Below are 23,285 nucleotides of genomic sequence, written 5' to 3' on the forward strand. Positions count from 1 at the left end.
TGAGACTCAGGCGCCGAGGTACGATTCCTCGACGCGTTCATCCTGTGCCAGTTCCGCGGCGGTCCCGGAGAGTGTCATTCGTCCCGTCTTGATGACGTACCCGCGGTCCGCCACCCGGAGCGCGTTGTAGATGTCCTGCTCGACTAGGAGGACGGTCGTCCCTTGCTCGTTGATGCGCTCGATAGCCTCGAACACGTCGTCGACGAGGACCGGCGCGAGGCCGAGACTCGCCTCGTCGAGCAAGAGCAGGTCTGGGTCACTCATCAGGCCACGACCGATGGCGAGCATCTGCTGTTCGCCGCCGGAGAGTGTGCCAGCGCGCTGGTCGGCCCGTTCCTCGAGTCGCGGGAAGATGTCGTACACTGTCTCCAGACGTTCGTCCATCTTACTGCGATCGACGTACGCACCGAGTTCGAGGTTCTCGCGGATACTGCTATCCGTGAATATCTCACGGCCCTCTGGGACGTGCGCGATACCCTCCTTGACGACTTCCTCGAACGGCATGTCGCCGATGTTCTCGCCTCGGAACCGGACCTCGCCGGCAGTCGGAGAGAGGTCGCCACAGATTGTCTTCAGCGTGGTCGTCTTCCCGGCACCGTTCGCACCGAGCAGTGCGACCGTCTCGCCTTTCTCGACGGAGAGACTGACGTCCCACAGTACCTGTACGTTCCCGTACGACGCGTCTATCGAGTCGACTTCAAGGAGTGCCATCGATTACCACGTCGTTCGTGGTCTGCTTTCTTAAGCCTACCCCTCTCCAAAAGTCGGTCGGCGACGGCGGCGCGGCTTGTGGGGTCGGGAACCGCGAAGAAGTGGTATGAGCCGAGCGCGGTCGCTCGTGGCCTTACTCCTGACCGCCTTTCTGTACGTCGGCCTCGGCGTAGCTTACGTCGCGTTCGGTAACGTCGACAGTCATCGAGCCGATGGACTCGATCTCGGCGTCGATGGTGTCGCCGTCGGAGAGTTCGCTGACGCCCTCTGGCGTCCCGGTAGTGATGACGTCACCCGTCTCTAGCGTGGCGCCCAGTGAGGCGTACTGGACGATGTCGGCACAGGTATACACCATGTCGCCGGTGTTCTCGTACTGCCGACGCTCGCCGTTGAGATGCAGTTCCATCTGGAGGTCCTGGGGGTCCTCGATGTCGTCGGCCGTCGTCACACATGGTCCGATGACGGTAAACGTATCGTAGGACTTCCGGTTCGAGCGGTCCTGATCGCCGCGGAGCGAGATGTCCAGCAGGATGGTGTACCCGAAGATGTGGTCCCACGCCTCTTCGGCGGGGACGTCTTTGATGTCACCCTCCATGACGAACGCGAGTTCTATCTCGTGATCGGTCCGTCGATCAGTGAACGGCAGCTCGATGCCGTGGTCGGGGCCGACGACGCTGGAGGGCGCCTTGAGGAAGTAGCCCTTGTCTTTAATCGAGAACCACTCGTCGGTGGTGATGTCACGGTCCGATAGTGCCTCTTCGATGTGGTTCTCGTAGTTCAGCGGCGCGGCGATTACCTTCCCCGGTCGGCCGACTGGCGAGCCGACATCTACGTCGGCGACGTCGTGATCGGCGTCAGCCTCCTCGTACTCACTGGCGTCGTAGTCACCCTCGATATACTCGACGAGTGGGTCGTCCGCTTCGATACCGAGACGGTCGTTCAGCGCGATGACGCCGGTACCGTCGTCTGTGAGCAGGCCTAGCTGGTCGTCGTCGTAGCGAACGAATCGCATGGACGAAACATCGACGGAAACCGTGATAAAAGATGCCTTTCTGTCCGACGGACTGTGTGGCCAACGAGGAGTTATCCCGTACTCAGAAATGTGCGTCCGTTCGAGTCAGGTCAGAGTCCTGGGCCACGTCCTCGCGGAAGTGCTCGGCCAGCGACTCGAGTGTCCAGCCGCCCGGTTCGACCCCGACGGCTTCCATAGCTGGGTCCGAGAACACACCAACGCGGTCGCCGCCAGCGTAGAGCGTACACCCAGTCACGTCTTCGGCAGCCTCACTGGCGAGATAGGCGACCATCGGCGCTACCTTCTCCGGCGGCATCTCCTGGGGGGTATACGGCCGGTGTTCTTCTGGGACCGTCTCGGTCATTCGTGTGTAGCCGTTCGGAACGAGAGCATTGACCCGAACGTCGGAGCGGTACATCTCAGTCGACACCGATCGGACCATCCCGAGGATACCCGCTTTCGCGGCGGCGTAGTTGGCCTGTCCGAGGTTCCCGCGAGCGGCCCCGGCGCTGACAGCGAGGTACGACCGCTGCCGGTCGAAACCGTCCTCACCAGTGTCTCGCCAGTGGCCACACGCTGCACGGAGCGGTGCGAACTGGCCGGTGAGGTTGGTCTCGACGACTGCCGTCCAGTCCTCGGGGTCGAGTTTGTAGCTCATTCCGTCCCGAAGGATGCCCGCGAAGTTCGCGACGAAGTCGAGCCGGCCGTGCTCGTCGACCGTCTCCTCGACGAGCCTGTCTGCGTACTCGAAGTCACTCACGTCGCCGTAGTGGGCCGTCGCCGCCCCACCGGCCTCGCGGATATCGGCCGCGACACGCTCGGCGACGGCCGCATCGCTCCCCTCACCCGAGACGGAGGTCCCGCGGTCGTTTACCACGACAGTCGCGCCGTTGTCGGCGAGTTCGTGGGCCGCCGCCTCACCGAGGCCGTTCCCCCCACCGGCGACGATACAGACCGTCTCGTCCAACATCTCAGAACGGGAACTCGCGGTCCTCGTGCTGGAGGGAGATCCACTTCTTCTCGGTCACCTCGTCGAGGAAGGCCTCGGTGTTGTAGCCACCGACACCGGACGCACCGGTCCCGCTGAACGGCACGTGAGCCTCGTCGTTTATCGGCTGGTCGTTGACGTGGACCATCCCGGTCTCCATCCGCTGGGCGATGCGCTTGCCTGCGCCCACGTCCCCGGCGTGAACCGACCCGGAGAGGCCGAACTCTGTATCGTTCGCGAGTTCGACGGCCTCGTCGACGTCCGAGAAGGGGATGACCGGGACCACCGGACCGAAGTGCTCGTTGCACGCGGCAGCCATGTCGTTGGTCACGTCCGAGAGCACGGTCGGTTCGACGACCAGCGAGTCCTCGACGTCGTCGAGCTCGACCGTACCGCCGCCGGTCTCGAGGGTCGCTCCGGCGTCGATGGTCCGCTCGACGTAGTCCAGAATCTCGTCCCGCTGTGACTCGTCGATGATGGGACCGACGACGACGTGGTCGTGAGCGCTCCCGGCCGGCAGGTTCTCCGCGCGCTCGGCTATCTTCTCGACGTACTCGTCGTAGACGTCCTCGTGGACGAGGTGACGGTTGATGGAGATACAGACCTGTCCCTGATGGGCGAACGACCCGAAGACGCCGGCGTTTACGGCCTGCTCGAGGTCGGCATCGTCGGTGACGATGTGAGCGTTGTTGCCACCGAGTTCCATCGCGGCTTCGGCGAGGTTCTCGCCGGCCGCGGCGGCGACGCGCCGACCCACTTCGGTCGATCCGGTGAACGCGACGACGTCGCTCTGGTCGTGACTGGCGACGGCGTCGCCGATTTCTGAGCCCCGACCGGTGACGACGTTGATGACTCCGTCGGGGAAACCCGCGTCCTCGAACAGTCGAGCGAACAGGAGACCACCCACTATCGGCGTGTTGGTCGCGGGTTTGACGACGACGGTGTTCCCCGCGGCGACGGCGGGAACGATGGCGCGTGCCGAGAGGTTCAGTGGGAAGTTCCATGGCGAGATGACCGTCACGACGCCCTGTGGCTCGCGTTGCACGACGTTCTCTTTACCGGGGATGTTCGAGGCGGCGTGCTCACCCTTCATCCGTCGAGGCAGTGTCGCGGCCTCCGCAATCTGGTCTTCGGCGAGGTGAACTGACGTCTCGCCCATCCCCTCTATTTGCCCGGCTTCCGTCGCCAGGAGGTCGACGATCGCCTCGCTGTGTTCGTCCATCGTCTGCAGGAGGTTCTGGACGAGTTCTTCACGGCGTGCCGGCGGTGTCTGTGCCCACTCGGTCTGGGCCTGCGCAGCCGACTCGTAGGCCGCGTCGACGTCGGTCTCGTTGGCACGTGGCACCTCCGTGACCGTCTCACGTGTGGATGGGTCCGCCACGGCGATCGTGTCTCCGCTGTCGCTCGCACGCCACTCACCACCGATGTAGAGCGAACTCCAGTCGGCGTCGATACTATACCGGGATAGGCTGTCCTGCGCCATACGCTCACATACGGCGAACAGAGTATGAAAGTTTGGTAACACCGATGTCAGTGGCCACCACTGACCAAACCTCCGCAGGAACGGCTCACTACTCGAACAGTCGATTCTGAGCGTCGACTTACCGACGGCCACCAGACAGTGCCGCGTCTATCGCTTCGATCGGCGTCGGAGGTCCGTCCCTGTCGACCCCGGCGAACGCGCCGTCAGTTTCGACGTCGAGATCCGCGAGTTGTGTCCGACAGGACGCTCCAGGCGCGACGACTGTCCCCGCCTCGCTTTCGGTCACCTGTCCCTCGAGTGTGTCACCGATAGCCATGCTCATCGCGTGGTGTTCGGCCTCGTAGCCGAAACTGCCGGCCATGCCACAACAGCCCGAATCGAGCGGGTCGACTTCGTAGCCGACCCGACGCAAGACACCAACTGCGTGGTGGTCTTTCCGCGTAGCTTTCTGATGACAGTGCCCGTGGTAAGCCATCGAGCGTCGGGGGGCGTCGACCGACAGTTCGTCGTCCAGTCGGAACGTGTCGAGGTACTCACAAACCCCGTAACTGCTGCCCGCGAGTGTCTCGACGTCCCCACCCGAGAGCAGATCCAGGTAGTCAGACTGGAGCATCACCGCGTCGCTGGGTTCGACCACGACGACGTCCCATCCCTCCGAGACGCGAGGAATCAGCGCGTCGACGGCCTCGCGAGCCGTCTCGCGGGTGGCGTCGACGAAACCCTTGGAGTACGCGGGCCGACCGCTGTCGGTCACGTCGGCCACGTCGACGTGGACGCCGGCCGCTTCGAGGACCCGGATTGCAGCCTTCCCCACTTCGGGGTGGCTGAAGTTCGTGTACGTATCCGGGAACAGGACGGCCTTGCGGTCTGCCTCGGTCTCCGTGACCTGTGGCCCACGTGACTCGAACCAGTCCTGCAGGCTCTCACGTTCGAAGGTCGGGAGCGAGCGCTCGCGGGCGATGCCGAGCGATTTCTCCATTATCGCCCGCGCACCCGGTAGCTTCGGACCGAGGTTCGAGACGGGGGCGAGGGCACTCCCGAGGCGGGCCAGTGTGTCTACGTTGGCGAACACCCGTTCGCGGAGGCCGGCTCCGTGTTCCTGGTGATGAGCGTGTTCGACTTCCGTCTTGAGTTTCGCCATGTCCACCTCGCTCGGACAGTCGTGAGCACAGCCCTTACAGCCGATACAGAGGTCCATGACCTCGGAGACGAACTCGTCGTCGGTGGGGTCGTCGGGCAGGTCACCGCTCATCGCCTGCCGAAGCATATTCGCCCGGCCCCGTGTGGACGTGACTTCTTCGTCGGCAGCCCGGAAAGTCGGGCACATCACGCCCCCCTCGGACTGCTGGGTGCGACAGCCCCCACAGCCGTGACAGAGTTCGACCATCCCCTGCATCCCGTTCTCGTTGTCCCACTCGAGCGCCGAGTCGAACCCGGCGTCGAACTCGTAGTCGGGGTCGAAACGCAGGTTCTCGGTCAGCGAGACGTCGCCACAGACCTGGCCCGGATTGAGGAGCCAGTCGGGGTCGAACGCGGTCTTCAAGTCGCGGAACGCCCCCCACAGTCGCTCGCCGTACAGCTTGCGGTTCCACTGGGTGCGTGCACGCCCGTCACCGTGCTCGCCGGAGACAGAGCCACCGAACTCCACGACGAGGTCGGTGACGGCCTCACCGATGCTCTCCATCGCGTCGAGGTCGGTCTGGGACTTCGTGTTCACGAGGGGCCTGACGTGTAACACGCCTGGGCCGGCGTGGGCGTAGAACGAGGCGAACGTATCGTTCGCTTCCAGTACGTCCTGGAATTCGCTCACGAACTCCGGAAGGTGTTCCGGCGGGATGGCACAGTCCTCGAGGAAGCTGATGTGCTTTGCGTCGCTCGTCCGCCCGAGCAAAATCGGGAGTCCCGACTTGCGAAGCTTCCAAATCTCTTTGCGCTCGTCGGCGTCGTACGCCTCCAAGGCATCGAACGCGTATTGGTCGTCGCCAACATCTTTACCGTCGCTCTCGCCACCTAGAACCCGGTCGGCCAGCAACTCGGTCACCTGGTCACGGCCGTGTTGGTCGTCCTCGGCGTAGAACTCCACCAGCAGCGCGGCCCGCGTCCGGTCGGGGAGTTTCGCTGCCACGTCGGCGAACTCCGTCGTGTCGGACGCGAGGTCGATGAGTACGTCGTCGATGAGTTCGACCGCCGCGGGGTCGTGCTCGAGGACGTGTCGGACGTCACTGACCGCCTCGACCACGCTGTCGTAGGTCAACAGGGCGACCGATTTCGTCTCTGGGAGCGGTTCGAGCGAGACGGTCGCTTCGGTGACGATGCCGAGGGTCCCCTCGCTGCCGGCGAGCAGACGGGCGAGGTTGACAGTTCCTGCCTCCCCGTACTCACCTTCGTACTCGGCGACCAACCGGTCGAGGTTGTAACCGGAGACGTTACGTTTGAGTTCGGGATAGCGTTCGTCTATCTCGTCGGCGTGTTCATCGAGGAGCGACAGGACACCGGCGGCGATACGTGCTTCGAGGTCTTCGCCGTCGGGGTCTGCACTGTCCCGGAGTTCCTCGACCGCGACCTCGCCGAACGTGGTGACGGTGCCGTCAGCGAGGACCACCTCGCAGCTCTCCACGTAGTGGTCGGTCTTCTCGTAGACGAGCGAGTGGGCGCCAGTCGAATTGTTGCCGATGGCGCCACCGATTGCGCTTCGGTTGCCCGCAGCGGGGTCCGGTCCGAAAGTCAGGCCGTACTCGGCGGCCTCGTCGTTGAGGTCGGCGAGGACAGTCCCGGCCTGTACGCGGGCTTCGCGGGCCTCGGGATCCAGCGATTGCACGCCATTCATGTGTCGTGTGAAGTCCAATACGACTGCTTCGTTGACCGTCTGGCCCGCGAGACTCGTCCCCCCGCCTCGCGGCAGGACTGGTATCTCACGCTCGGCGCAGTAGGAGACGACGTTGGCCGCCTCCGCCGTCGAGGTGGGGAAGACGACACCGATGGGAGTCACTTCGTAGGCGCTGGCATCTGTCGCATACAACTGTCGAGTGTAGGTGTCGAACCGAACTTCGCCGTCAATTCTCGTTTCGAGGTCTGAGACAAGACCCGGCCGTTCGACAGAGCCACCGACGTAGTCGTAGTCCGCTCGCTCGTCGCTCGCCGTTGGGGCGAATTGGACACCACCGTCTGTGGCGGCGTCGCTATCGTCGTCGCGCATGTACCCCGACCTGTGTGAACCAGTCACTTAATCCCCCCGTTGTTGCTGCACCGGCTGTCGCGGCAGTACAGTTTTTATCGTCCCCCTCGTCGTTCCACATCGTGACCGAGAGAGAGACGGCGTCGTCTGACGAGCAGTTACAAACTCTGGTGAATCGCCTCCTCGTGAGAGATGCCGACGCCCACGCCGAAGCTATCGAACGACTCGCGGAAGTAGGGGACCGACGTGTAGTCCCGCACCTCCTCGAAGTCCTCGTCATCGACGCAATCGGGAACGACTGGGGCGAGTTCGGGTTCCCCGCCGTTCTCAGAGAGCGCGACCCACCGCGGTACCTCGACCTCCCGGAAGTCCGTTGGCCCGGTGTCCGCGATGCGCTGGCGGCGTTGGCCGACCCGGACTTCGACTCCGACCACGCGTGGGTCGAGTGGGAGTCGTGGTACTCCCAGCAGGACATCGACCCGTTGGCTGGCTTCGACGACTGGAAACTCCGCCTCTACCGGTCCTACCTCCCACCTGTCGGCGGCCTACTGGACTGTGGCCCACGGGACTTCGACCTGCAGGCTATCCGCTGGGGGAACTGTGACCGGTCGTTCCTCGCCGCGCTGAACGCCCCAGACTTCGTCCCGGGCGAGGCCGTAGACGCTGCGGGGAGCGGCGGCGAACAGGAGAGATATCTTGAGGCGGACGACACGGTCTTCGGCTTCGAACTCGACGGAACCGCCTACGCCGTCCCACGGTGGGTGCTCTTCCCACACGAACTTCTGAATGCCACTCTCTCCGGCGTTCCAGTGAGCCTCACTTACTGCACGCTGTGCAACGCCCCGATTCTCTACGACCGGCGCGTCGGAGCGGAGACGCTGACCTTCGGAAGCTCCGGCATGTTGCTGTCGGGCAACAAGGTGATGTACGACGAGGAGACCGAGACCCTGTGGGACCAGCACAGCGGTACCCCCATCGGCGGGCCCTACCTGGAACGTGATTCCGGGCTGTTCCTCGATCAGTTCGCCGTCACACAGACCACCTGGGCGGACTGGCACGCCGAGTATCCAGACACACTCGCACTAGACCTCGATACCGGCTACGATTACGATTATTCCTTCTACGACGGAAACATCGGTTTCTTCGAACATTACTGGAACAGGGAGGAAATCGTCCAACCCGGCGTCCAGAGCGCAGACGGCCGGCTCCCCGAGAAGGCCTCAGTGTACGGTATCACCGGGAGTGAGCCCGACTCGGTGTGGGTCGTCCCGGTCGACGACCTCGATACTGACGACGTCCTGACGGGGACTGTCGACGGACAGGACGTCGTCGCGTTCCTCGATGCTACGGGCGACGTGGCAGTCTACGAATCCCCACCGGCCCCCGTCGAGCGAACTGCAGACGGCATCGTCGACGACGAGGGGAGACAGTGGGTCGTCGAACGGAATGCGCTGCGGGCCGACGGCGCGGCTAAAGACCGAATCGCCGGCCGTCACGGTCTGTGGTTCGCGTTCCGAACACATTACGAGACCGTACACATCCTCGAATGACCGGTCTTCTGAGATGAGAGCCGTTTTTTGGCTCTCATCTCCAGTTTTGGGCATCTGCATCGGTCCAAACCCTATAGAGCGGTGAACGAATGCGGTTTGAACAGAAGTAGGTTCAGTCAGGTCGTAAGTAGTAGTACAAGTTCCTATTTTAAGCATAAATTTACAGGTCCGTAGATGAGTTGTATCTGCCCGCGAGAGGAGGAGAGGTGTGATTTCAGACTTGTATCTCGTACTCGGCTGTGTCTTTGCACTAGCAGCTACGCATGCTCTGTCCCTGAGAGTCACCTGGTATGGGGCTCGATTCGGCACATCGACTGGTGGAACAGTCCGACGACTGGAGCAGCAGACGCTCAACTATCGGTCTGGACCGCTAGTGAAGCTTCTGCGAGTGCCACGAGACTGCCGTATCACGGCGGGTAGAGCAAGGTCGGGAATAAAAGACGCCGACCCGAGACAGCGCTACTGATCGAGGACTGGTGCTTTCAGCTCCGCGACCTCGGAGAGAATCTTTTCGACCGCCGCGTCGTCGACACCGTTGTCCCGCAGCGCGGATTCCAGATGCTCGGCCACCGCGCGGAAATCACGCTCGTCGAGGTCTAGATGGGCGTGTGCCTCCCGCATATCGTCGCCGGTGTAGTCGACCGGGCCGCCCGTGACCGAACTGAGGAACTGAATCTGATGAGCGCGTAGCTCCGACATGTCCTGGTCCTCGAAGTACTCGACGAGCCGTTCGTCATCGAGTACCGCGTCGTAGAAGTCCGTAACGACCGCTTCGACCGCCTCGCGACCGCCTATCTCGTCGTAGATGGTTCCATCCATTGTCGCGGTGGAGTCTTCCGGGAGGAGCCGGAAAAAGACAGTTCCGAACAAATTCGTTTGATTTGTGTCAACGCCCCCCATCACTCGGTGGGGCGCTCGTCCGTCACCCGAGTTCCAGCGTCTCGAAATAGTGGAGACATGACACCAGTGCGGGGTTCGGTTCGTAATGCACGCTACGGTCGGCACGGTCGAACTCGACGACGCCCGCATCACTCAACCGTGGCAAGTGGTTGTGGACGAGCAGTTTCTTGAGTCGCTCTCGTGACGGGACGTCTCGACCCGGTACTGCCGTCGCCCGTCGGTGTACTTCCTCCACCAACGTGTCGAGTGGAATCGTCCCTGCCTCTCGGTCTTTGAGGTGGTAGAGCACCGTCCGCCGTACCGGTGCCGACAAGAGTGCCAACACGGTGTCGAAGGAGTATCGAAGTGACACGGCGTCGGATTTGTCGGCCGGCAGTGCCACCGTCTGGCGGAACATTGGCCGCTGGTCGGCATCTGTCCCATCCACGACTATCCACCCGTCACCGTCACGCTCCACCACCGCATCCACGAGTGGCCGTAACATCATCAGGGTTGCCTCGTCACAGGTTTCAGCGTCGACGTGATAGTGGATGCAGACATCGTGACCAGCAGCCAGCTCGTTCAGCCCAGTGACCAGCGTGATGACATCTCGGGTATCGAACCGCTCTAACAACGCCGTCACCGAATGTACACAGACTCGGGTCGGCAGGTCTGTCTGTTCCCATGCACCGAGGTACCTGGCGATTGCCATTCCCAGGTCCAGTAGGTCCGTTTGGGCGACCAGTGTCTCGATATCGACCCCTTCCGTCACGGGAGGTGAACGGGACTCTGGCGCTCTCGAGACGCCCGAACGGGCGTCCACGATAGTCGCTCGTTTCGGGGTTCCATCCTCGACGTGTCGTTGCCAGACAGAGAGTCGTTGCTCGGGAGAGACGTCAGTCGTCACGCTTAGCACGTTCGTCTCCGACCGCGGCGTCGCTGTCAGCAGGTCGATGCACGCGTCATCGTCGGGTTCACTGTCTGCAGGTGCGAGAAGGAGGACCGATGTCGCGCCGGTGAGATACTCCGCTATGTCTCCCCGGTCGAACGTCATTGGGCTTGCTAATTTATCTAACCGTAAAAGCATTTCCACGATGACAGCCACCATTTGAAATTTGATTGCAGAGAACCGACCGGAAATACAGAGCAACAAGCTAGAAACGAACAATCTTGATGTAGTCCGTCTCAAGGTGTCTACTGCTCACTAGAGAGTCCGTAACTAACGGTGCCTCTCCCGACGTGCCGACTGAGCCATGACCTCGGCAGTCGAAGGAGGCGACGAGTCGCTTACCGAGAAACAGCAACGGATTCTCGAGTACCTGAAATCGAACGCCGACACGGAGACATATTTCAAGTCACGCCTCATCGGCCGAGACCTCGGGTTGTCTGCGAAAGAGGTCGGTACGAACATGGCTGTCATCGAAGCGGGTGAGTACGACGTTGCGGTCGAGAAGTGGGGGTACTCGACATCGACAACCTGGCAAGTAGAGCTCTGAAACGATGTCGGGCGTCCAACTAACTGACAGACCCGCCGGTCCGGATCGAAGCGAGGACGTCGTACCCACGGCGCCGATGGTATCTGTCGGTCAGTACGATACCGGTCGGTCAGGTCGGCGAGAGACGCGAACTCGGTTACAGGGGTACAATACTTTGTCACCAGTCGCGTACCCAGAAGTAGCGTATGGTATCCCGCGAAGCTAGTCGGTTGCGACCCTCCCGGCGGACCGTGTTGCGTTCGACGGCCGGCCTCACGGCTTGTCTCGCGTCAGTAGGCACCGGCTCGGCAGATTCGGTGTCTCTGTCGACCCCGACTGTCCTGACACGGAACGTCTCGCTCGGCGTCGATCTGTCGCGGCTCCTCGATGCAGAGTCGCGATCAGACGTCGAGCGTATCGCCGGACAACTCCTCGATGAAGTCGACCCGTCGGTGTACGAGGCCCGTGCCGAGGCGGTCGCAGGAGAGGTTGACGCGGCCGACGCTGACGTGGTCGCACTCCAAGAGGCAGCAGTGTTCCGGACCCAGCAGTCGAGTGATTACGACTCTGAGAATCAGAAACCGGCAACGGCTGTTATCGTCGACATACTATCAGAGATCACGACGGCGCTCTCTGAGCGCGGCCTCAACTACGACGTCGCCGCCGAGACCGTCACGACTGACATCGAACTCCCCGCGGCCACCGACGGAGGGACTGTCGACGTCCGTGTCACGGACAGGGATGTCTTGCTCGTCCGTAGCGACGTCCCAGTTGAGTCTGTGGTGACGGATACCTTCGACGCTGCGCTCGAATTCCCAATACCGGAAAGTGACGAGCGAGTCGTCCTCCGTCGCGGTTTCTGTGCCGCGACAGTGCGTGTGGGCGACGGTCAGTTCACAGCCGTCTCGACTCATCTGGAGTCGGTGACCCAGTTGTTCCGTCTCTCCCAGGCTAAGGAGCTACTCGCCAGTCTTCCCTCGGACCGGCCTGTCGTCCTCTGTGGTGACTTCAACAGCGGTCCAGGGGGGCCAACACAGACCTACGACCGCCTCACTATGTCGTTCGACGACGCTTACGCCGTCCGCCGGCCCGATGCGGACGGGTACACCTGCTGTCAGGCAACGGATTTGCGCAACGAAGAGTCGCAATTGACTCGCCGAATCGATGCCGTCCTCTACCGGGGTGGACTTCGGCCGACGGCGGTCCGACGAGTCGGTCACGAACCGAGCGCCCGTTTCGAAGTCTCACGCGACGATGAGACAGTCAGCGTATGGCCCTCGGACCACGCTGGCGTGGTCGCGACGTTCGAAGTGACTGCGGCGACGCCGTCTGGAACGCCCGCTCCGACGACGACGGAAGCGCCTCGCTCGGTCACCGAGAGTGACTCGGCGGTCCCCGATACGGACTCCTCGACCGCCGAGTCACTGGAGACGACAGTAGGTGGATCTGGACCGGGGATGGGGGTGGCCGCGGCTCTCGCTGGGCTGGTGGTGGGTATCCTCGCACGGTCGCGTCGGGAGTGATATCCTTCCAGTACCTGTCCTCGTTGCGGTGCCGATTCTGTAGCCTCTTCGAGCTCTCGATGACCACGGGCGCGGGTATCGTCACGCAGGCATCTGGTATAGCTGTCCAGATGAGTTGGTTGGCTATACTATTTAGCTATACCATGTCGGAGTCACGTCTGGAATGTGAACATACGACGCAGTTCGCGTTCGATATTGTCGGTGAATTCGTCGAGTACGGTTTCGACTGTCGCTTCGTCACCCGGTAGGGACGCTACGCGCTGGTCGACATCCTCGGGCAGCCTGACACTGAACTCACCGTCGCCATCGTAGACCGGTTCGCTCTCGCTGAGGACCTGCCGGTCGACAGCCCTGAGGACCTCGGAGTCGTACTGACCGTGCAAGGTCTGGTAAGCATTCGAGTAGGCTGTCTCCAACTCCTCGAAGTAGTGGACGTACTTCTCGTCGAACTTCGCCGGGTCGAACTCGGTCATCGTCGACCAGTGGTCACCCCCGAGGATAAAGCGTTGTGCGATTGCTCTATCGAAACCTTCACTTGGTTTCCAAAATCAGGATGCCGTTCTTTCACATAGTACCCGGTGAATCCGCTTTGTTTCAGTAACTCTTTCCGTCCAGTCGCCACACCACCGATATGAGACTCGCACGCTTGCAGACCCCCGAGGGTGTAGTCAGCGGCCGGTACGACGACGGTGTCGTGACGACGGACGAGGGCGAGTACGTCGTCGGCCGCGACGGCGAGCTGACCTACCCATGTTCGCCGTCTGCGCTGTACTGCGTCGGCCGGAACTTCGCCGAGACGTTAGAGCAGATGGACTACGAGCGACCGGACGAACCGGACTTCTTCATCAAACCGCCGGCATCGCTGGTCGGGCCAGAACAGCCGATTCGGTACCCGGACTGGACTGACGAACTCACCTACGCGGGCGAACTCGTCGCCGTCGTCGACGAACGCTGCCGGAACGTCGAGGCCGACGAGGTACCCGACATCGTCCGTGGGTACACCGTGATGAACGACGTGGACGCGCTCGACCAACAGGGCCGCACCGCGCGAAAGGCCTTCGACACCTCGGGACCGCTCGGGCCGTGGTTAGAGACCGATCTCGACCCCCGAGGCATCGATATGGAGACGGTCATCGACGGCGAGACCCGACAGTCTGCGAACACCGAACTGATGTTGTTCGACCCCTACGAGATTGTGTCGTTCCTCTCGCGACGGTTCACGCTCCGACCCGGCGACGCTATCGCCTTCGGTAGTCCCGCGAATCCGGGTACTGTTGAGCCCGGTGACACAATCGAGATAACGTACGAGGGTGTCGGCACGCTCAGGAACACGGTCGTCGAGTCCCGTTCCTGAGCTTGACCTCCTCCCACCCCTAAAGGGGTGGGCTTTCGCCTCGCTACCGCTGTAAGGAAGCGCTCTCGAAGCGCCCGATCACTCGCGGTGGACCTCACAGCCTAAGTCACGGAGCGTCTGGATGGCGCTCTCGAGGTCCGACGCGTCCACCAGGACGTGGTCTGTCGAGTACGCGGAGACGACGAATACCGATACGTCGGCGTCGGCCAAGGCCGAGGCGACAACCGCCAAGAAGCCGACGAGGTCAAACGGTAGTGTCACGTCGAATGTCAGTCGTTTCCAACCGCTATCTACCTCGAGGGCCTCCGCCACGGTCGGACTGGCTTCGTCCACGACGACAGTGGTCTCGGCGTCGTCCTGTACCGTCGCAAACGCATCCGGGTCTGGCTCGTCGGTTCGGCAGATCGCGTACATCCCGTCTGCGACGATGACGTCGGCACCGTCGAGGACATCGTTCGGATCCATACGCTGGTTGTTTGCCCCCTGATTAGTAGAGGGTACCGTCCAGGGGCGATACGAGGCGGATACCGCGACCTTCATGCTCGAGGAGGCAGCCGACAACCGATAGCAGGGCGACTCCCAGCAATCATACTACTGGGGGTGTCGAAACACTGGTGGAAACAGTGAGACATACAGACGAGCCGTAGCGGGTGGACTTCCATACTGGACTGTTCCTCACACCCATCCGCAGATGACGGATTCGCTCGCTACGTATCGGGCCACCGCTCGATATAGACGTGCTTGTCGGTGTAGAAGTGAATCATGTCTTCGCCCTGGGCGTGTAGGTCGCCGAAAAAGGAGTCTTTCGTCCCGCCAAAGTGGAAGAAGGCCATCGGCGCAGCAGTCCCTGCATTCACTGCGAGGTTGCCTGCTTCGGCGTCGTGTCGGAACTGAGCGGCCTCGCTCCCGCGGTCGGTGAACAGGGACGCAGCGTTCCCGAAGTCACTGGTGTTCAGGCGAGCGATTGCGTCCTCGAAGGTGTCGTAGGCATCGAGTGCTACGACAGGGCCGAAGATCTCCTCCTGTGCGACGACCATGTCTGCGCTGACGTCGCCGAGCACGACCGGCCCCATCCAGTTGCCATCCTCGTGGCCTTCGACGGTGACGTCACGACGGTCAAGCAGGACCGTCGCCCCCTCGTCGATACCCGTCTGGACGTAGTCACGGACCGACTGCTCGTGTTCGGGTGAGATGAGAGCACCCATATCAGGTTCACTGAGGCCATTGCCGACAGTCATGCCCGCGGCTCGCTCGACCAGCTGTTCCGCGAAGTGGTCGTAGACGGAGTCCTGAACCAGGACGACGTCGTTGGCGAGACAGCGCTCGCCGCCGCAGGCACACGCCGAGGCGAGGGTCTTCTCGGCGGCGAACGCGAGATCAGCGCTGTCACTGACTATAACGTGGTTTTTCGCCCCGCCCTGCGCCTGAACCCGTTTGCCAGATGCCGCGGCCGTCTCGTACACGTGACGCGCGACTGGAGTGGAACCCACGAAGGAGATTCCGGCGACGTCCTGGTGTTCGAGAAGCGCGGTCACGGTGTCGGCGCCGCCGTGGACGAGGTTGACGACACCGTCCGGGAAGCCGGCCTCGGCTGCGAGGTCAACGAGGTGGGTGGGGGTAAGTGGATCCCGCTCGCTCGGCTTGAGGATGAAGGCGTTTCCCGTCGCGACGGCGTAAGGAAGGAACCACAGCGGAATCATCCCGGGGAAGTTGAACGGTGTGATTGCCGCAAATACACCCAGCGGTCGGCGAACAGCCGTCTCGTCTATGTCCACAGCCGCGTTGGGGAGGTGGCCAGCCTGCATCATCGAAGGGATGCCACAGGCGACCTCGACGTTCTCGATACCGCGGCGGAGTTCACCTCGCGCCTCCGAGAGCGTCTTCCCGTGTTCACGCACGAGTGTCTCGGCGAGCTCGTCCTGCCGTTCTTCCAGCAGCTGCTTGTATCGGAAGAGTGGCTGGATGCGCTCCTCGACGGGTCTCGACCGCCACTCCGCGAAGGCATCGAGTGCTTGCTGGACGGTATCGTCGACTTCGGCCGCGCTGCTGAACGGGACTTCAGTGAGGCGCTCCCCTGTCGCGGGGTTCCGGACGAGTTGCGCGTCAGTTGCGTCCGGGTCTCGCCATTCGCCCCCCACGTAATTCTGCAGTTCGCCCGCCTCTGTCAGATGGTGGCTGCGTGTCATTTGATGTGCTTCTCACGCACTGATTGTAAGGATAACCCCACCACCAAGATCAATCGTCGTCATTTAGCTGAATTGAGGCGCTAAGCCCCCTTCCTCAGCGAGCGCCGACCGAATGGGAGGCGCGAGCAGGGAGGGGATACAGCGCCGCACAGTTCTCATATACGATTCGGTGACAGACTCACAGGCCCACGCAGTCGTTACGTTTTTGCAGTAGGGTAGTATAGTAATGTCCGAACCTAATGGAATACGACCTCGATTCGGGAGCGCATTCGACGTACTCCTTGCACTACCACCTGATACTCACCACGAAGTATCGGCGCGGAGTGCTAACCGAGGAGCGAACCCAATTCATACACGAGGTCATCAGCGGGTTCACGGACAACTACGGCGTCGAATTGACGAACCTCGATGGCGAGGACGACCACGTTCACATCCTATTCCAAGCGAAACCAACCACAGACCTCGTGAAGTTCATCAACACGGTCAAAGGCGCGACCGCCCGCCGTATCCGAAACGAGTACGCGGACGAACTAAAGACCGAACTGTGGGGCGATTCGTTCTGGAACGACTCGTACTGCCTCATCTCGACGGGGCAGGTGTCGCTGGATGTGCTGAAACAGTACGTCGAGAAACAACGCGAGTAGAGAGTTATGTACTACGCCTACAAGTACCGTCTCAAGCCGTCCGACGCCCACCGTGAGGAGTTGGACCGCCACCGAGATGTTTGTAGGCAACTCTACAACCACACGCTCTACCGCCTCAACGAGTACCAAGACGAACACGGCGAACTGCCGTCCATGACCACACTACGGTCGGAACTCCCCGACCTCAAGAAGTGGTGGGACGACCTCTCCGACGTGTACTCGAAGGTTCTCCAAACCGTCGTGGAGCGCCTGTTCGACAACCTCAACGGCCTCTCCAAACTCAAGGAGAACGGCTACGGCGTCGGGCAACTCAAGTGGAAACCACCACGGGAGTTTCGCAGTTTCACCTACAGTCAGTCTGGCTTCAAGCTCGACAAGAAGGGCGGTCAGCCTGTGCTGTCACTCTCGAAACTCGCGGACATACCGATTCGGCTCCACCGCACTATCCCCGACGACGCGAAACTCAAACAGGTCACGCTCAAGAAGGAACCGACGGGCGAGTGGTTCGCCACGTTCGGTGTCCAAATCGACCGTGAGCCACCCGAGCCGCCAGAAAATCCCGAGAAGTGCGTCGGCATCGACGTGGGGATTCTCAAATACGCCCACGATACCGATGGAACTGCCGTCGGGTCGCTCGACCTGTCCGCAGAGCGCGAACGCTTGGAACGTGAGCAACGGAAGCTCTCGCGGAAGCAACACGGGTCGAACAACTGGGAGAAGCAACGGCGGCGCGTTGCGGAGTGTCATGCCGACCTCCGACGGAAACGCCGCGACTTCTTGCACAAGCTCTCGGCGTACTACGCTCGGGAGTACGACCTCGTAGCGGTCGAAGACCTGAACGTGAAGGGGATGATGGAGTCACCGTCGAACAGCCGCAACACCGCGTCTGCCGCGTGGCGAACGTTCCTCTCGTTGCTCGAATACAAGTGCAAGCGAGAGGGGACGCACTTCGTGGCGGTCAACCCGAGAGGGACGACCAAGGAGTGCGCGTCGTGTGGCGTCTCGACGGAGAAACCGTTGTGGGTCCGTGAACATTCCTGTCCCGCCTGCGGGTTTGAGGCGGACAGAGACGCGAACGCGGCGTGGAACATCCTTTCTCGCGGCCTCGAAGACGTAGGAGTGGGATACTCCGAATCAACGCCTGTGGAGACTGCGCTCCCTGTGGATACACCTGTATCTGCAAAGCGCGTCGTGGAAGCAGGAAGCCCTACCCTCAAGGAGCGAACGGCGTCAGCCGTGAGCGAGTAGGGTAGGGTAGTTCACCGACAGGACCCGTGGCAGTCCAGACGGGACAAATTGTACTCCACTCTCGACCGACAGAGCGGATTCGACTGACTTGTTGACAGTAAAATAGTAAAAAACTTGATAACACATGCTACCTATTCTACGACCAATCAACCATGGGAGAGAGGGCCGGCATCAATGTTCTCCACGTTGATGACGAGCCAGGGTTCGCCGATCTTGTAGCAGACTTTCTCGAACAGAGAGCGGACGGAATCGAGGTCGAGACCGCGACGAGCGCCAGCGAGGGGCTCGAGCGGCTCGCGAACGAGGACTTCGACTGCGTTGTCAGCGACTACCAGATGCCGGATAAAGACGGGATAGCGTTCCTCGAAGCTATCCGGGCAGAGGATACCGATTTGCCGTTCATCCTCTTTACTGGAAAAGGAAGCGAGGCGATTGCGAGCGACGCGATCGCGGCCGGTGCCACGGACTACCTCCAGAAACAGCGTGGGTCGGAACAGTACGACCTGCTGGCGAACCGTATTCACAACGCCGTCGAGCAGTTCCGTGAGAGGCATCGACGCGAGACCCTCGAACGGATTCGCTCGTTGATCAGCGAGGTCAATCAAGCGCTGGTCCGTGCCGATTCGCGTGTCACGGCTGAGTCACGCGTGTGTGAGATCATCAGTGCTGCCGACCCGTATCTGTTCGCCTGGATCGGCGAACTCGATCCGGAGTCCGGGCAGGTCGTGCCGCGGGCCTCTGCCGGCATCGAAGACGGGTACCTCGACGACATCTCGATCACTGCCGACGAAACGGCGACCGGCCACGGACCTGCTGGCACGGCGTTCCGGGAGCGACGCGTCGCAGTCTCACAGAACATCCAGGACGATCCGGACTTCGAGCACTGGCGGGAAGACGCGCTGGAACGTGGGTACCGAGCGGTCGCGGCCGTGCCGCTCGAGTACAAAGGGACGCTGTATGGCTGCCTCGGTGTCTACGCCGAACGTCCGGAAGCGTTCGACGAACAGGAGCGCAGTCTGCTCGCGGAACTCGGCACGAATCTCGCTCAGGAGATCCACTCACTGGCACTGCAGACAGACCTGCAGAACGAACGTGCGTTCATCGAACAGGGGCTCAACACGCTCTCCGATATCTTCTACGTCATCGACACGGACGGGACGCTCCGCCGGTGGAACGACCGTGTCTCGGCGGTGACAGGCTACTCCGAGGAGGAGCTCGCTGGGATGGCCGTCACCGAGTTCTTCCCCACGGACGAACGGGCAACGGTCCGGGAGGCGCTCAGGGACATGCAGACGAGCGATGTGACTGTCGAGGCAGACCTGCTGACGGCCAACGGCGACCGAGTGCCGTACCAGTTCACCGGGTCGGCCCTGACCGATGCCGACGGCACTCTCACCGGGTTGATCGGAATCGGGCGTGACATCAGCGACCTCAGGACGCGTGAACGGCGGTTACGACAGCAACGAGAGACGATCAGAGACCTCCACGACGTCGCGATGGACATCGACACCTGTGAGAGGACCGAGCGGGTCTACGAACTGATGGTAGAGGCCGCAGAATCCATCCTCGATTTCGATATCGCCGTTGCGAACGAGGCGACTGACAGCGCCCTCGTCCCGAAAGCCGTCTCCTCGCGGCTCTCGGACGATCAGTACTACAGTGAGCTGCCGCTCGACGCGGAAGACAGTACTGCAGCGACCGTGTATCGGACCGGTGAGTCAGCGATCACTACCGATATCAGATCTCACGACGTGACGCCAGCCGACGCCGACTTCCTGTCGGCCTTGACGGTCCCAATCGGAGAGCGGGGGGTCTTCCAGGCAGTCTCCGAGACCACCGACACGTTCGACGAGACCGACCGCGAACTGACCAAGTTGCTGGCGAGTCACGCCGAGGGTGCACTGAATCGGTTGCATCGCGAGCAGGAGTTGCGCCAACAGAACGAGCGTCTCGAAGACTTCGTTCGGGTCGTCTCACACGACGTCCGGAACCCGCTGAACGTCGCGTCGGGCCGTCTGGATTTAGCCCGCAAGGAGTGCGACTCCACGCATCTCGACGAGGTAGCCCAGGCACACGACCGGATGGACGCGCTCATCTCCGACCTCCTGACGCTGGCGAAAACGGAACACGCTGTCGACGATATCACTGCGGTCGACCTCGAGGCGACGTGTGAAGCCTGCTGGCAGCTCGTCGAGACGGACGAAGCGACCCTCGTTATCGAGACCCAACAGACCATTCGGGCGGACTCGAACCGACTCAAACAACTCCTGGAGAACCTGATTCGGAACGCGGTCGAGCACGGCGGTGACGGCCTAGTGGTGACCGTCGGTGATATCGAGGACGAGAACGGGTTCTACGTCGCCGACGACGGCACCGGCATCTCCGAGGCCGAACGTGAGCAAGTGTTCGAGGCGGGGTACTCGAGCACACCGGAGGGAACCGGCTTCGGCCTGAGTATCGTGCGCCGAATCGCTGAGTCCCACGGGTGGGAGTTACGTATCACGGAGAGCAGTGGGGGTGGTGCGAGATTCGAAATCACTGGTGTGGAGAGGATTGCAGAGTGAGGGAGTCGTCGCTTCGTCCCGGAACCACAAGTGCCTCGCCATGACGCTCTGGCTAAACGTAACCAACTCGACGGTAGCGTTATACACCCCCATCGAATGTGTCCGATAGGTGCCGAACGCGGTGCAGTGCAGGGTGGCACCTATCGGAGGTACAAGGAATGCGTCCACTCCCACGAGCGCTGGTCGTCACCCTCGTGGCCGTCGCTGTCCTGGCCGTCACCCCCGCGGCTGCAGCCGCGCAGAGCACGCATCCACCCGCGTCGGGTGACCGCCCAGGTCAGGCGGCCATCCAGTCGACTGAGACCGTCGACCACGCCGGATCGGTGTCAGATAGCCTACTGACGTACGCGGACCTAGAGACCACGACTGCGACCGGGCTACGAGGCCACACCACTGCGGACGTCCGAAACTCCAGATTCGGTGATGTCGAGCCGCTAGGCCACGATACCCGGAACGGCTCCACGACGAGATCACCGAAGATCCTGGTGTGTACCTCACGGAGCTCGCTCGCCGGGCCGACACCCCCGTATCGACTGTCAGGTACCACGTCCGCGTCCTGGTCGACGCCGGACTGGTCGAACGGACCACCGAGCGTGGCCGGACCCACCTCTCACCCGCCGAACTCGACGAGGCCCTGTCCCCGGTACAGCTGGAGGACGGCACTCGACGTGCCATCCTCAACGCGCTGGACCAACAGGGGCCGTCGACCGGCCAGGAGTTGGCTAGCCACCTCGGGCTGACGGAGGCGACGCTATCGTACCACCTCCAGCGGCTCTCAGACGATAGCTTCGTCGTCCGCGAGGACGACGGGCGAACGGTCGTCAACGCGCTGGCGACCGGGGCCGAAGACCTGCACGCGACTGCGAAAAGCTGACGGCTAGAGGGTGCCGTCAGAACGTCTTTTTTATAGCGGTGAATCGGTCGATGCGTGATGAACCTGACCCGAGTACGTCCGAACGCGACGATGAAGCAGGCCCGCGCACCGAGGACTCCCGACCGTATAGAGCCCGGACTGCTCGCTGACCACCGATCAGCGAACTTGGAGGGACGGTCATGACTCAGAGCAAATCGCCGGCCGGGTCGACAGACACCGGGCCCGACAACAGCGCTCAGCACACAGAGTCCGACACCGACCCCGAGGTCGGCGAACTCACGCGAGACGACGTGTTCCACATCCTCCAATCTCAACGCCGCCGGCGGGTGCTCGCGTACATCAACGTCTACGGCGACGAGGGGTACGCCCGGATGCAAGACATCGCCGAACACATCGCCGCACTCGAGAACGACACGACAGTCGAGAAGCTCCGCTCCCAGCAGCGCCAGCGTGTGTATATCGCACTCTATCAGTCACACCTGCCGAAGATGGACGACGTCGGCATCGTCGATTACGACCAGGACCGTGGTCACGTACGGACGACAGAGCGAACCGAGCGCTTCGATAGATATCTCGACCACGAGTCGGTCCGTCTGACCGACGACCATCGGCAGTCCGTCGGGACGGCCGACACCGGGCGGGTCGACGAGCCCGTCGATACGGACGAGTCGCGTGACGGACCGACCATCGATTGGCACCGACGATACCTCTTCACGTCCGGTGGGAGTCTGCTCGTTATCGCCGCGGTCGCGAACGGGTTGCTATCGGGTACTATGCTGTCGGCAGGAAACGTCGGCTTCGTCGTCGCAATCGCCTTCGCGGTTCTGGCACTCACCCACTGGGTGATAGAGTCGTCTTGACACGTACCCCACGACTGAGGTCGTGAGGGGTCTTCTCGGAGCTCTGTGGTTGATCCGTCAGTATGCGGACTCTGGGGCCTCTTCGGGCGTGCAGACGACGTTTTCGCGGCCCGTGGAGACGCGGACCAACAGTCCCTCCTCCTCTAACGTATCGAGTAGGCGACTCACCGTCGTCTCCGACCACGGGAGACACGTAATGATGGTCTGTTGCCGGACGCGACCGCCCTTGCTCTCGACGAAAAGGTGGACGAACGCCGCTGGTCGCATCCCTGTGACCCGTTCAAACGTCGACGCCGAGAAGCGACCCTCGGCATCTGTGACTGCCTCTGATGAGACATCGGGAAGCACCTCTACTGAGGACTGTCGAGCGCTATCGTCGGTAGCGATGCGTTGGAGGAGAGTGCCGTACACGTCCTCGATACCGAATGCACTCAGGACGACTGCGCCCCCCATCAGGATACCGACGAGGACCCACCCCCAGAGGATACCCGAGAAGAGTTGTAGCAGATTCGACATGAAATGCCAGATAGAGCGTCCTATCCCGTTGGTAACCGTGTTAGCCCACCGCAGTACCGTTCGCCAGAGCCGACCGATCAGTGCCACGAATTCAGTCCAGATAGCGGTCAGAACTCCGCCGGTCGGTGTCATTGATACTCTGTGTGAATACTGAAATCTCGGCCCACCCAATAAGCCTTGGATACGGATACGTAGGTGGTCTGGCTACAGATATCGGGGAGTAACAAACCTGCGCCTGCTGGC

Annotated in this window: 20 protein-coding genes and 1 pseudogene; 10 read left to right on the forward strand and 11 right to left on the reverse strand. The window is 62.0% G+C overall.

What is annotated here, in order from left to right; all coding sequences use genetic code 11:
* Positions 1–6 precede the first annotated feature (6 nt).
* From ACV7GQ_RS19685 to ACV7GQ_RS19705, 5 genes are all read right to left on the reverse strand, one after another.
* Complete coding sequence (locus tag ACV7GQ_RS19685) at positions 7–711, reverse strand: ABC transporter ATP-binding protein (RefSeq protein WP_470313376.1); 705 nt, start codon at positions 709–711, stop codon at positions 7–9.
* 133 nt (positions 712–844) lie between these two features.
* Complete coding sequence (locus ACV7GQ_RS19690) at positions 845–1,723, reverse strand: fumarylacetoacetate hydrolase family protein (RefSeq protein WP_470313377.1); 879 nt, start codon at positions 1,721–1,723, stop codon at positions 845–847.
* 82 nt (positions 1,724–1,805) lie between these two features.
* Positions 1,806–2,693 (reverse strand): SDR family oxidoreductase, encoded by an 888-nt coding sequence (locus ACV7GQ_RS19695; protein WP_470313378.1) that lies wholly within the window; start codon positions 2,691–2,693, stop codon positions 1,806–1,808.
* A 1-nt stretch (position 2,694) separates the two neighbouring features.
* A complete protein-coding gene (locus ACV7GQ_RS19700; RefSeq protein WP_470313379.1) occupies positions 2,695–4,194 on the reverse strand; it encodes an aldehyde dehydrogenase family protein in 1,500 nt (499 codons plus the stop codon).
* Positions 4,195–4,312: 118 nt separating this feature from the next.
* The gene (locus tag ACV7GQ_RS19705; protein WP_470313380.1) at positions 4,313–7,390 is read right to left on the reverse strand and encodes an FAD-binding and (Fe-S)-binding domain-containing protein; all 3,078 of its coding nucleotides are present in this window, start codon (positions 7,388–7,390) and stop codon (positions 4,313–4,315) included.
* Between the two features lie 101 nt (positions 7,391–7,491).
* Between ACV7GQ_RS19705 and ACV7GQ_RS19710 the strand changes: the two genes are divergently transcribed.
* The gene (locus ACV7GQ_RS19710) at positions 7,492–8,919 is read left to right on the forward strand and encodes a DUF3179 domain-containing (seleno)protein (protein WP_470313381.1); all 1,428 of its coding nucleotides are present in this window, start codon (positions 7,492–7,494) and stop codon (positions 8,917–8,919) included.
* Positions 8,920–9,378: 459 nt separating this feature from the next.
* Here ACV7GQ_RS19710 and ACV7GQ_RS19715 read toward each other — a convergent pair whose 3' ends face one another.
* Positions 9,379–9,738, reverse strand: a complete 360-nt coding sequence (locus tag ACV7GQ_RS19715) for a group I truncated hemoglobin (RefSeq protein ID WP_470313624.1) — start codon at positions 9,736–9,738, stop codon at positions 9,379–9,381.
* Between the two features lie 103 nt (positions 9,739–9,841).
* Positions 9,842–10,852 (reverse strand): DUF7504 family protein, encoded by a 1,011-nt coding sequence (locus ACV7GQ_RS19720; protein WP_470313382.1) that lies wholly within the window; start codon positions 10,850–10,852, stop codon positions 9,842–9,844.
* A gap of 199 nt (positions 10,853–11,051) precedes the next feature.
* Between ACV7GQ_RS19720 and ACV7GQ_RS19725 the strand changes: the two genes are divergently transcribed.
* Both ACV7GQ_RS19725 and ACV7GQ_RS19730 read left to right on the forward strand, forming a co-directional pair.
* Positions 11,052–11,294 (forward strand): DUF7123 family protein, encoded by a 243-nt coding sequence (locus ACV7GQ_RS19725; RefSeq protein WP_470313383.1) that lies wholly within the window; start codon positions 11,052–11,054, stop codon positions 11,292–11,294.
* A 233-nt stretch (positions 11,295–11,527) separates the two neighbouring features.
* Positions 11,528–12,796, forward strand: a complete 1,269-nt coding sequence (locus tag ACV7GQ_RS19730; RefSeq protein ID WP_470313384.1) for an endonuclease/exonuclease/phosphatase family protein — start codon at positions 11,528–11,530, stop codon at positions 12,794–12,796.
* 152 nt (positions 12,797–12,948) lie between these two features.
* On the opposite strand, the gene ACV7GQ_RS19735 is transcribed toward ACV7GQ_RS19730, so the two are convergent.
* The gene (locus ACV7GQ_RS19735) at positions 12,949–13,269 is read right to left on the reverse strand and encodes a DUF5783 family protein (protein ID WP_470313385.1); all 321 of its coding nucleotides are present in this window, start codon (positions 13,267–13,269) and stop codon (positions 12,949–12,951) included.
* A gap of 158 nt (positions 13,270–13,427) precedes the next feature.
* On the opposite strand from ACV7GQ_RS19735, the gene ACV7GQ_RS19740 reads away from it, so the two are divergent.
* Entirely contained in the window at positions 13,428–14,150 is a 723-nt protein-coding gene (locus tag ACV7GQ_RS19740) for a fumarylacetoacetate hydrolase family protein (protein ID WP_470313386.1), read from the forward strand.
* Positions 14,151–14,228: 78 nt separating this feature from the next.
* Here ACV7GQ_RS19740 and ACV7GQ_RS19745 read toward each other — a convergent pair whose 3' ends face one another.
* Positions 14,229–14,615: an ACT domain-containing protein gene (locus ACV7GQ_RS19745; RefSeq protein WP_470313387.1), complete on the reverse strand. Its 387-nt coding sequence runs from the start codon at positions 14,613–14,615 to the stop codon at positions 14,229–14,231.
* Positions 14,616–14,857: 242 nt separating this feature from the next.
* The gene (locus ACV7GQ_RS19750; protein WP_470313388.1) at positions 14,858–16,336 is read right to left on the reverse strand and encodes a CoA-acylating methylmalonate-semialdehyde dehydrogenase; all 1,479 of its coding nucleotides are present in this window, start codon (positions 16,334–16,336) and stop codon (positions 14,858–14,860) included.
* Between the two features lie 239 nt (positions 16,337–16,575).
* Here ACV7GQ_RS19750 and tnpA point away from each other — a divergent pair, with 239 nt between their 5' ends.
* The 6 genes and pseudogenes from tnpA to ACV7GQ_RS19780 all read left to right on the forward strand — a co-directional run bounded on the left by tnpA (position 16,576) and on the right by ACV7GQ_RS19780 (position 22,526).
* Positions 16,576–16,980, forward strand: coding sequence for an IS200/IS605 family transposase (gene tnpA, locus ACV7GQ_RS19755; protein WP_470313389.1), 405 nt, complete (start codon positions 16,576–16,578; stop codon positions 16,978–16,980).
* Positions 16,981–16,986: 6 nt separating this feature from the next.
* On the forward strand, positions 16,987–18,228 hold the full coding sequence (locus ACV7GQ_RS19760; RefSeq protein WP_470313390.1) for an RNA-guided endonuclease InsQ/TnpB family protein: 1,242 nt from the start codon (positions 16,987–16,989) through the stop codon (positions 18,226–18,228).
* Positions 18,229–18,380: 152 nt separating this feature from the next.
* Entirely contained in the window at positions 18,381–20,792 is a 2,412-nt protein-coding gene (locus tag ACV7GQ_RS19765; RefSeq protein ID WP_470313391.1) for a GAF domain-containing protein, read from the forward strand.
* A 463-nt stretch (positions 20,793–21,255) separates the two neighbouring features.
* Positions 21,256–21,411 (forward strand): annotated as a pseudogene (locus ACV7GQ_RS19770) (helix-turn-helix domain-containing protein); the annotation flags it as partial.
* Between the two features lie 30 nt (positions 21,412–21,441).
* Entirely contained in the window at positions 21,442–21,666 is a 225-nt protein-coding gene (locus tag ACV7GQ_RS19775) for a helix-turn-helix domain-containing protein (RefSeq protein ID WP_470313625.1), read from the forward strand.
* 179 nt (positions 21,667–21,845) lie between these two features.
* A complete protein-coding gene (locus ACV7GQ_RS19780) occupies positions 21,846–22,526 on the forward strand; it encodes a DUF7344 domain-containing protein (protein WP_470313392.1) in 681 nt (226 codons plus the stop codon).
* A gap of 57 nt (positions 22,527–22,583) precedes the next feature.
* Here the strand turns inward: ACV7GQ_RS19780 and ACV7GQ_RS19785 are convergent, their stop codons facing one another.
* Positions 22,584–23,042, reverse strand: coding sequence for a helix-turn-helix transcriptional regulator (locus ACV7GQ_RS19785; protein WP_470313393.1), 459 nt, complete (start codon positions 23,040–23,042; stop codon positions 22,584–22,586).
* Positions 23,043–23,285: the final 243 nt, after the last annotated feature.

This window comes from Haloarcula sp. MBLA0163 (genome assembly GCF_055632435.1).

Bases quoted from the DNA above. Each gene is read 5' to 3' on its own strand.
- ACV7GQ_RS19685 (WP_470313376.1), bottom strand. From the start codon at position 711: ATGGCACTCCTTGAAGTCGACTCGATAGACGCGTCGTACGGGAACGTA.
- ACV7GQ_RS19690 (WP_470313377.1), bottom strand. From the start codon at position 1,723: ATGCGATTCGTTCGCTACGACGACGACCAGCTAGGCCTGCTCACAGAC.
- ACV7GQ_RS19695 (WP_470313378.1), bottom strand. From the start codon at position 2,693: ATGTTGGACGAGACGGTCTGTATCGTCGCCGGTGGGGGGAACGGCCTC.
- ACV7GQ_RS19700 (WP_470313379.1), bottom strand. From the start codon at position 4,194: ATGGCGCAGGACAGCCTATCCCGGTATAGTATCGACGCCGACTGGAGT.
- ACV7GQ_RS19705 (WP_470313380.1), bottom strand. From the start codon at position 7,390: ATGCGCGACGACGATAGCGACGCCGCCACAGACGGTGGTGTCCAATTC.
- ACV7GQ_RS19715 (WP_470313624.1), bottom strand. From the start codon at position 9,738: ATGGATGGAACCATCTACGACGAGATAGGCGGTCGCGAGGCGGTCGAA.
- ACV7GQ_RS19720 (WP_470313382.1), bottom strand. From the start codon at position 10,852: ATGACGTTCGACCGGGGAGACATAGCGGAGTATCTCACCGGCGCGACA.
- ACV7GQ_RS19725 (WP_470313383.1), top strand. From the start codon at position 11,052: ATGACCTCGGCAGTCGAAGGAGGCGACGAGTCGCTTACCGAGAAACAG.
- ACV7GQ_RS19735 (WP_470313385.1), bottom strand. From the start codon at position 13,269: ATGACCGAGTTCGACCCGGCGAAGTTCGACGAGAAGTACGTCCACTAC.
- ACV7GQ_RS19740 (WP_470313386.1), top strand. From the start codon at position 13,428: ATGAGACTCGCACGCTTGCAGACCCCCGAGGGTGTAGTCAGCGGCCGG.
- ACV7GQ_RS19745 (WP_470313387.1), bottom strand. From the start codon at position 14,615: ATGGATCCGAACGATGTCCTCGACGGTGCCGACGTCATCGTCGCAGAC.
- ACV7GQ_RS19750 (WP_470313388.1), bottom strand. From the start codon at position 16,336: ATGACACGCAGCCACCATCTGACAGAGGCGGGCGAACTGCAGAATTAC.
- tnpA (WP_470313389.1), top strand. From the start codon at position 16,576: ATGGAATACGACCTCGATTCGGGAGCGCATTCGACGTACTCCTTGCAC.
- ACV7GQ_RS19760 (WP_470313390.1), top strand. From the start codon at position 16,987: ATGTACTACGCCTACAAGTACCGTCTCAAGCCGTCCGACGCCCACCGT.
- ACV7GQ_RS19765 (WP_470313391.1), top strand. From the start codon at position 18,381: ATGGGAGAGAGGGCCGGCATCAATGTTCTCCACGTTGATGACGAGCCA.
- ACV7GQ_RS19780 (WP_470313392.1), top strand. From the start codon at position 21,846: ATGACTCAGAGCAAATCGCCGGCCGGGTCGACAGACACCGGGCCCGAC.
- ACV7GQ_RS19785 (WP_470313393.1), bottom strand. From the start codon at position 23,042: ATGTCGAATCTGCTACAACTCTTCTCGGGTATCCTCTGGGGGTGGGTC.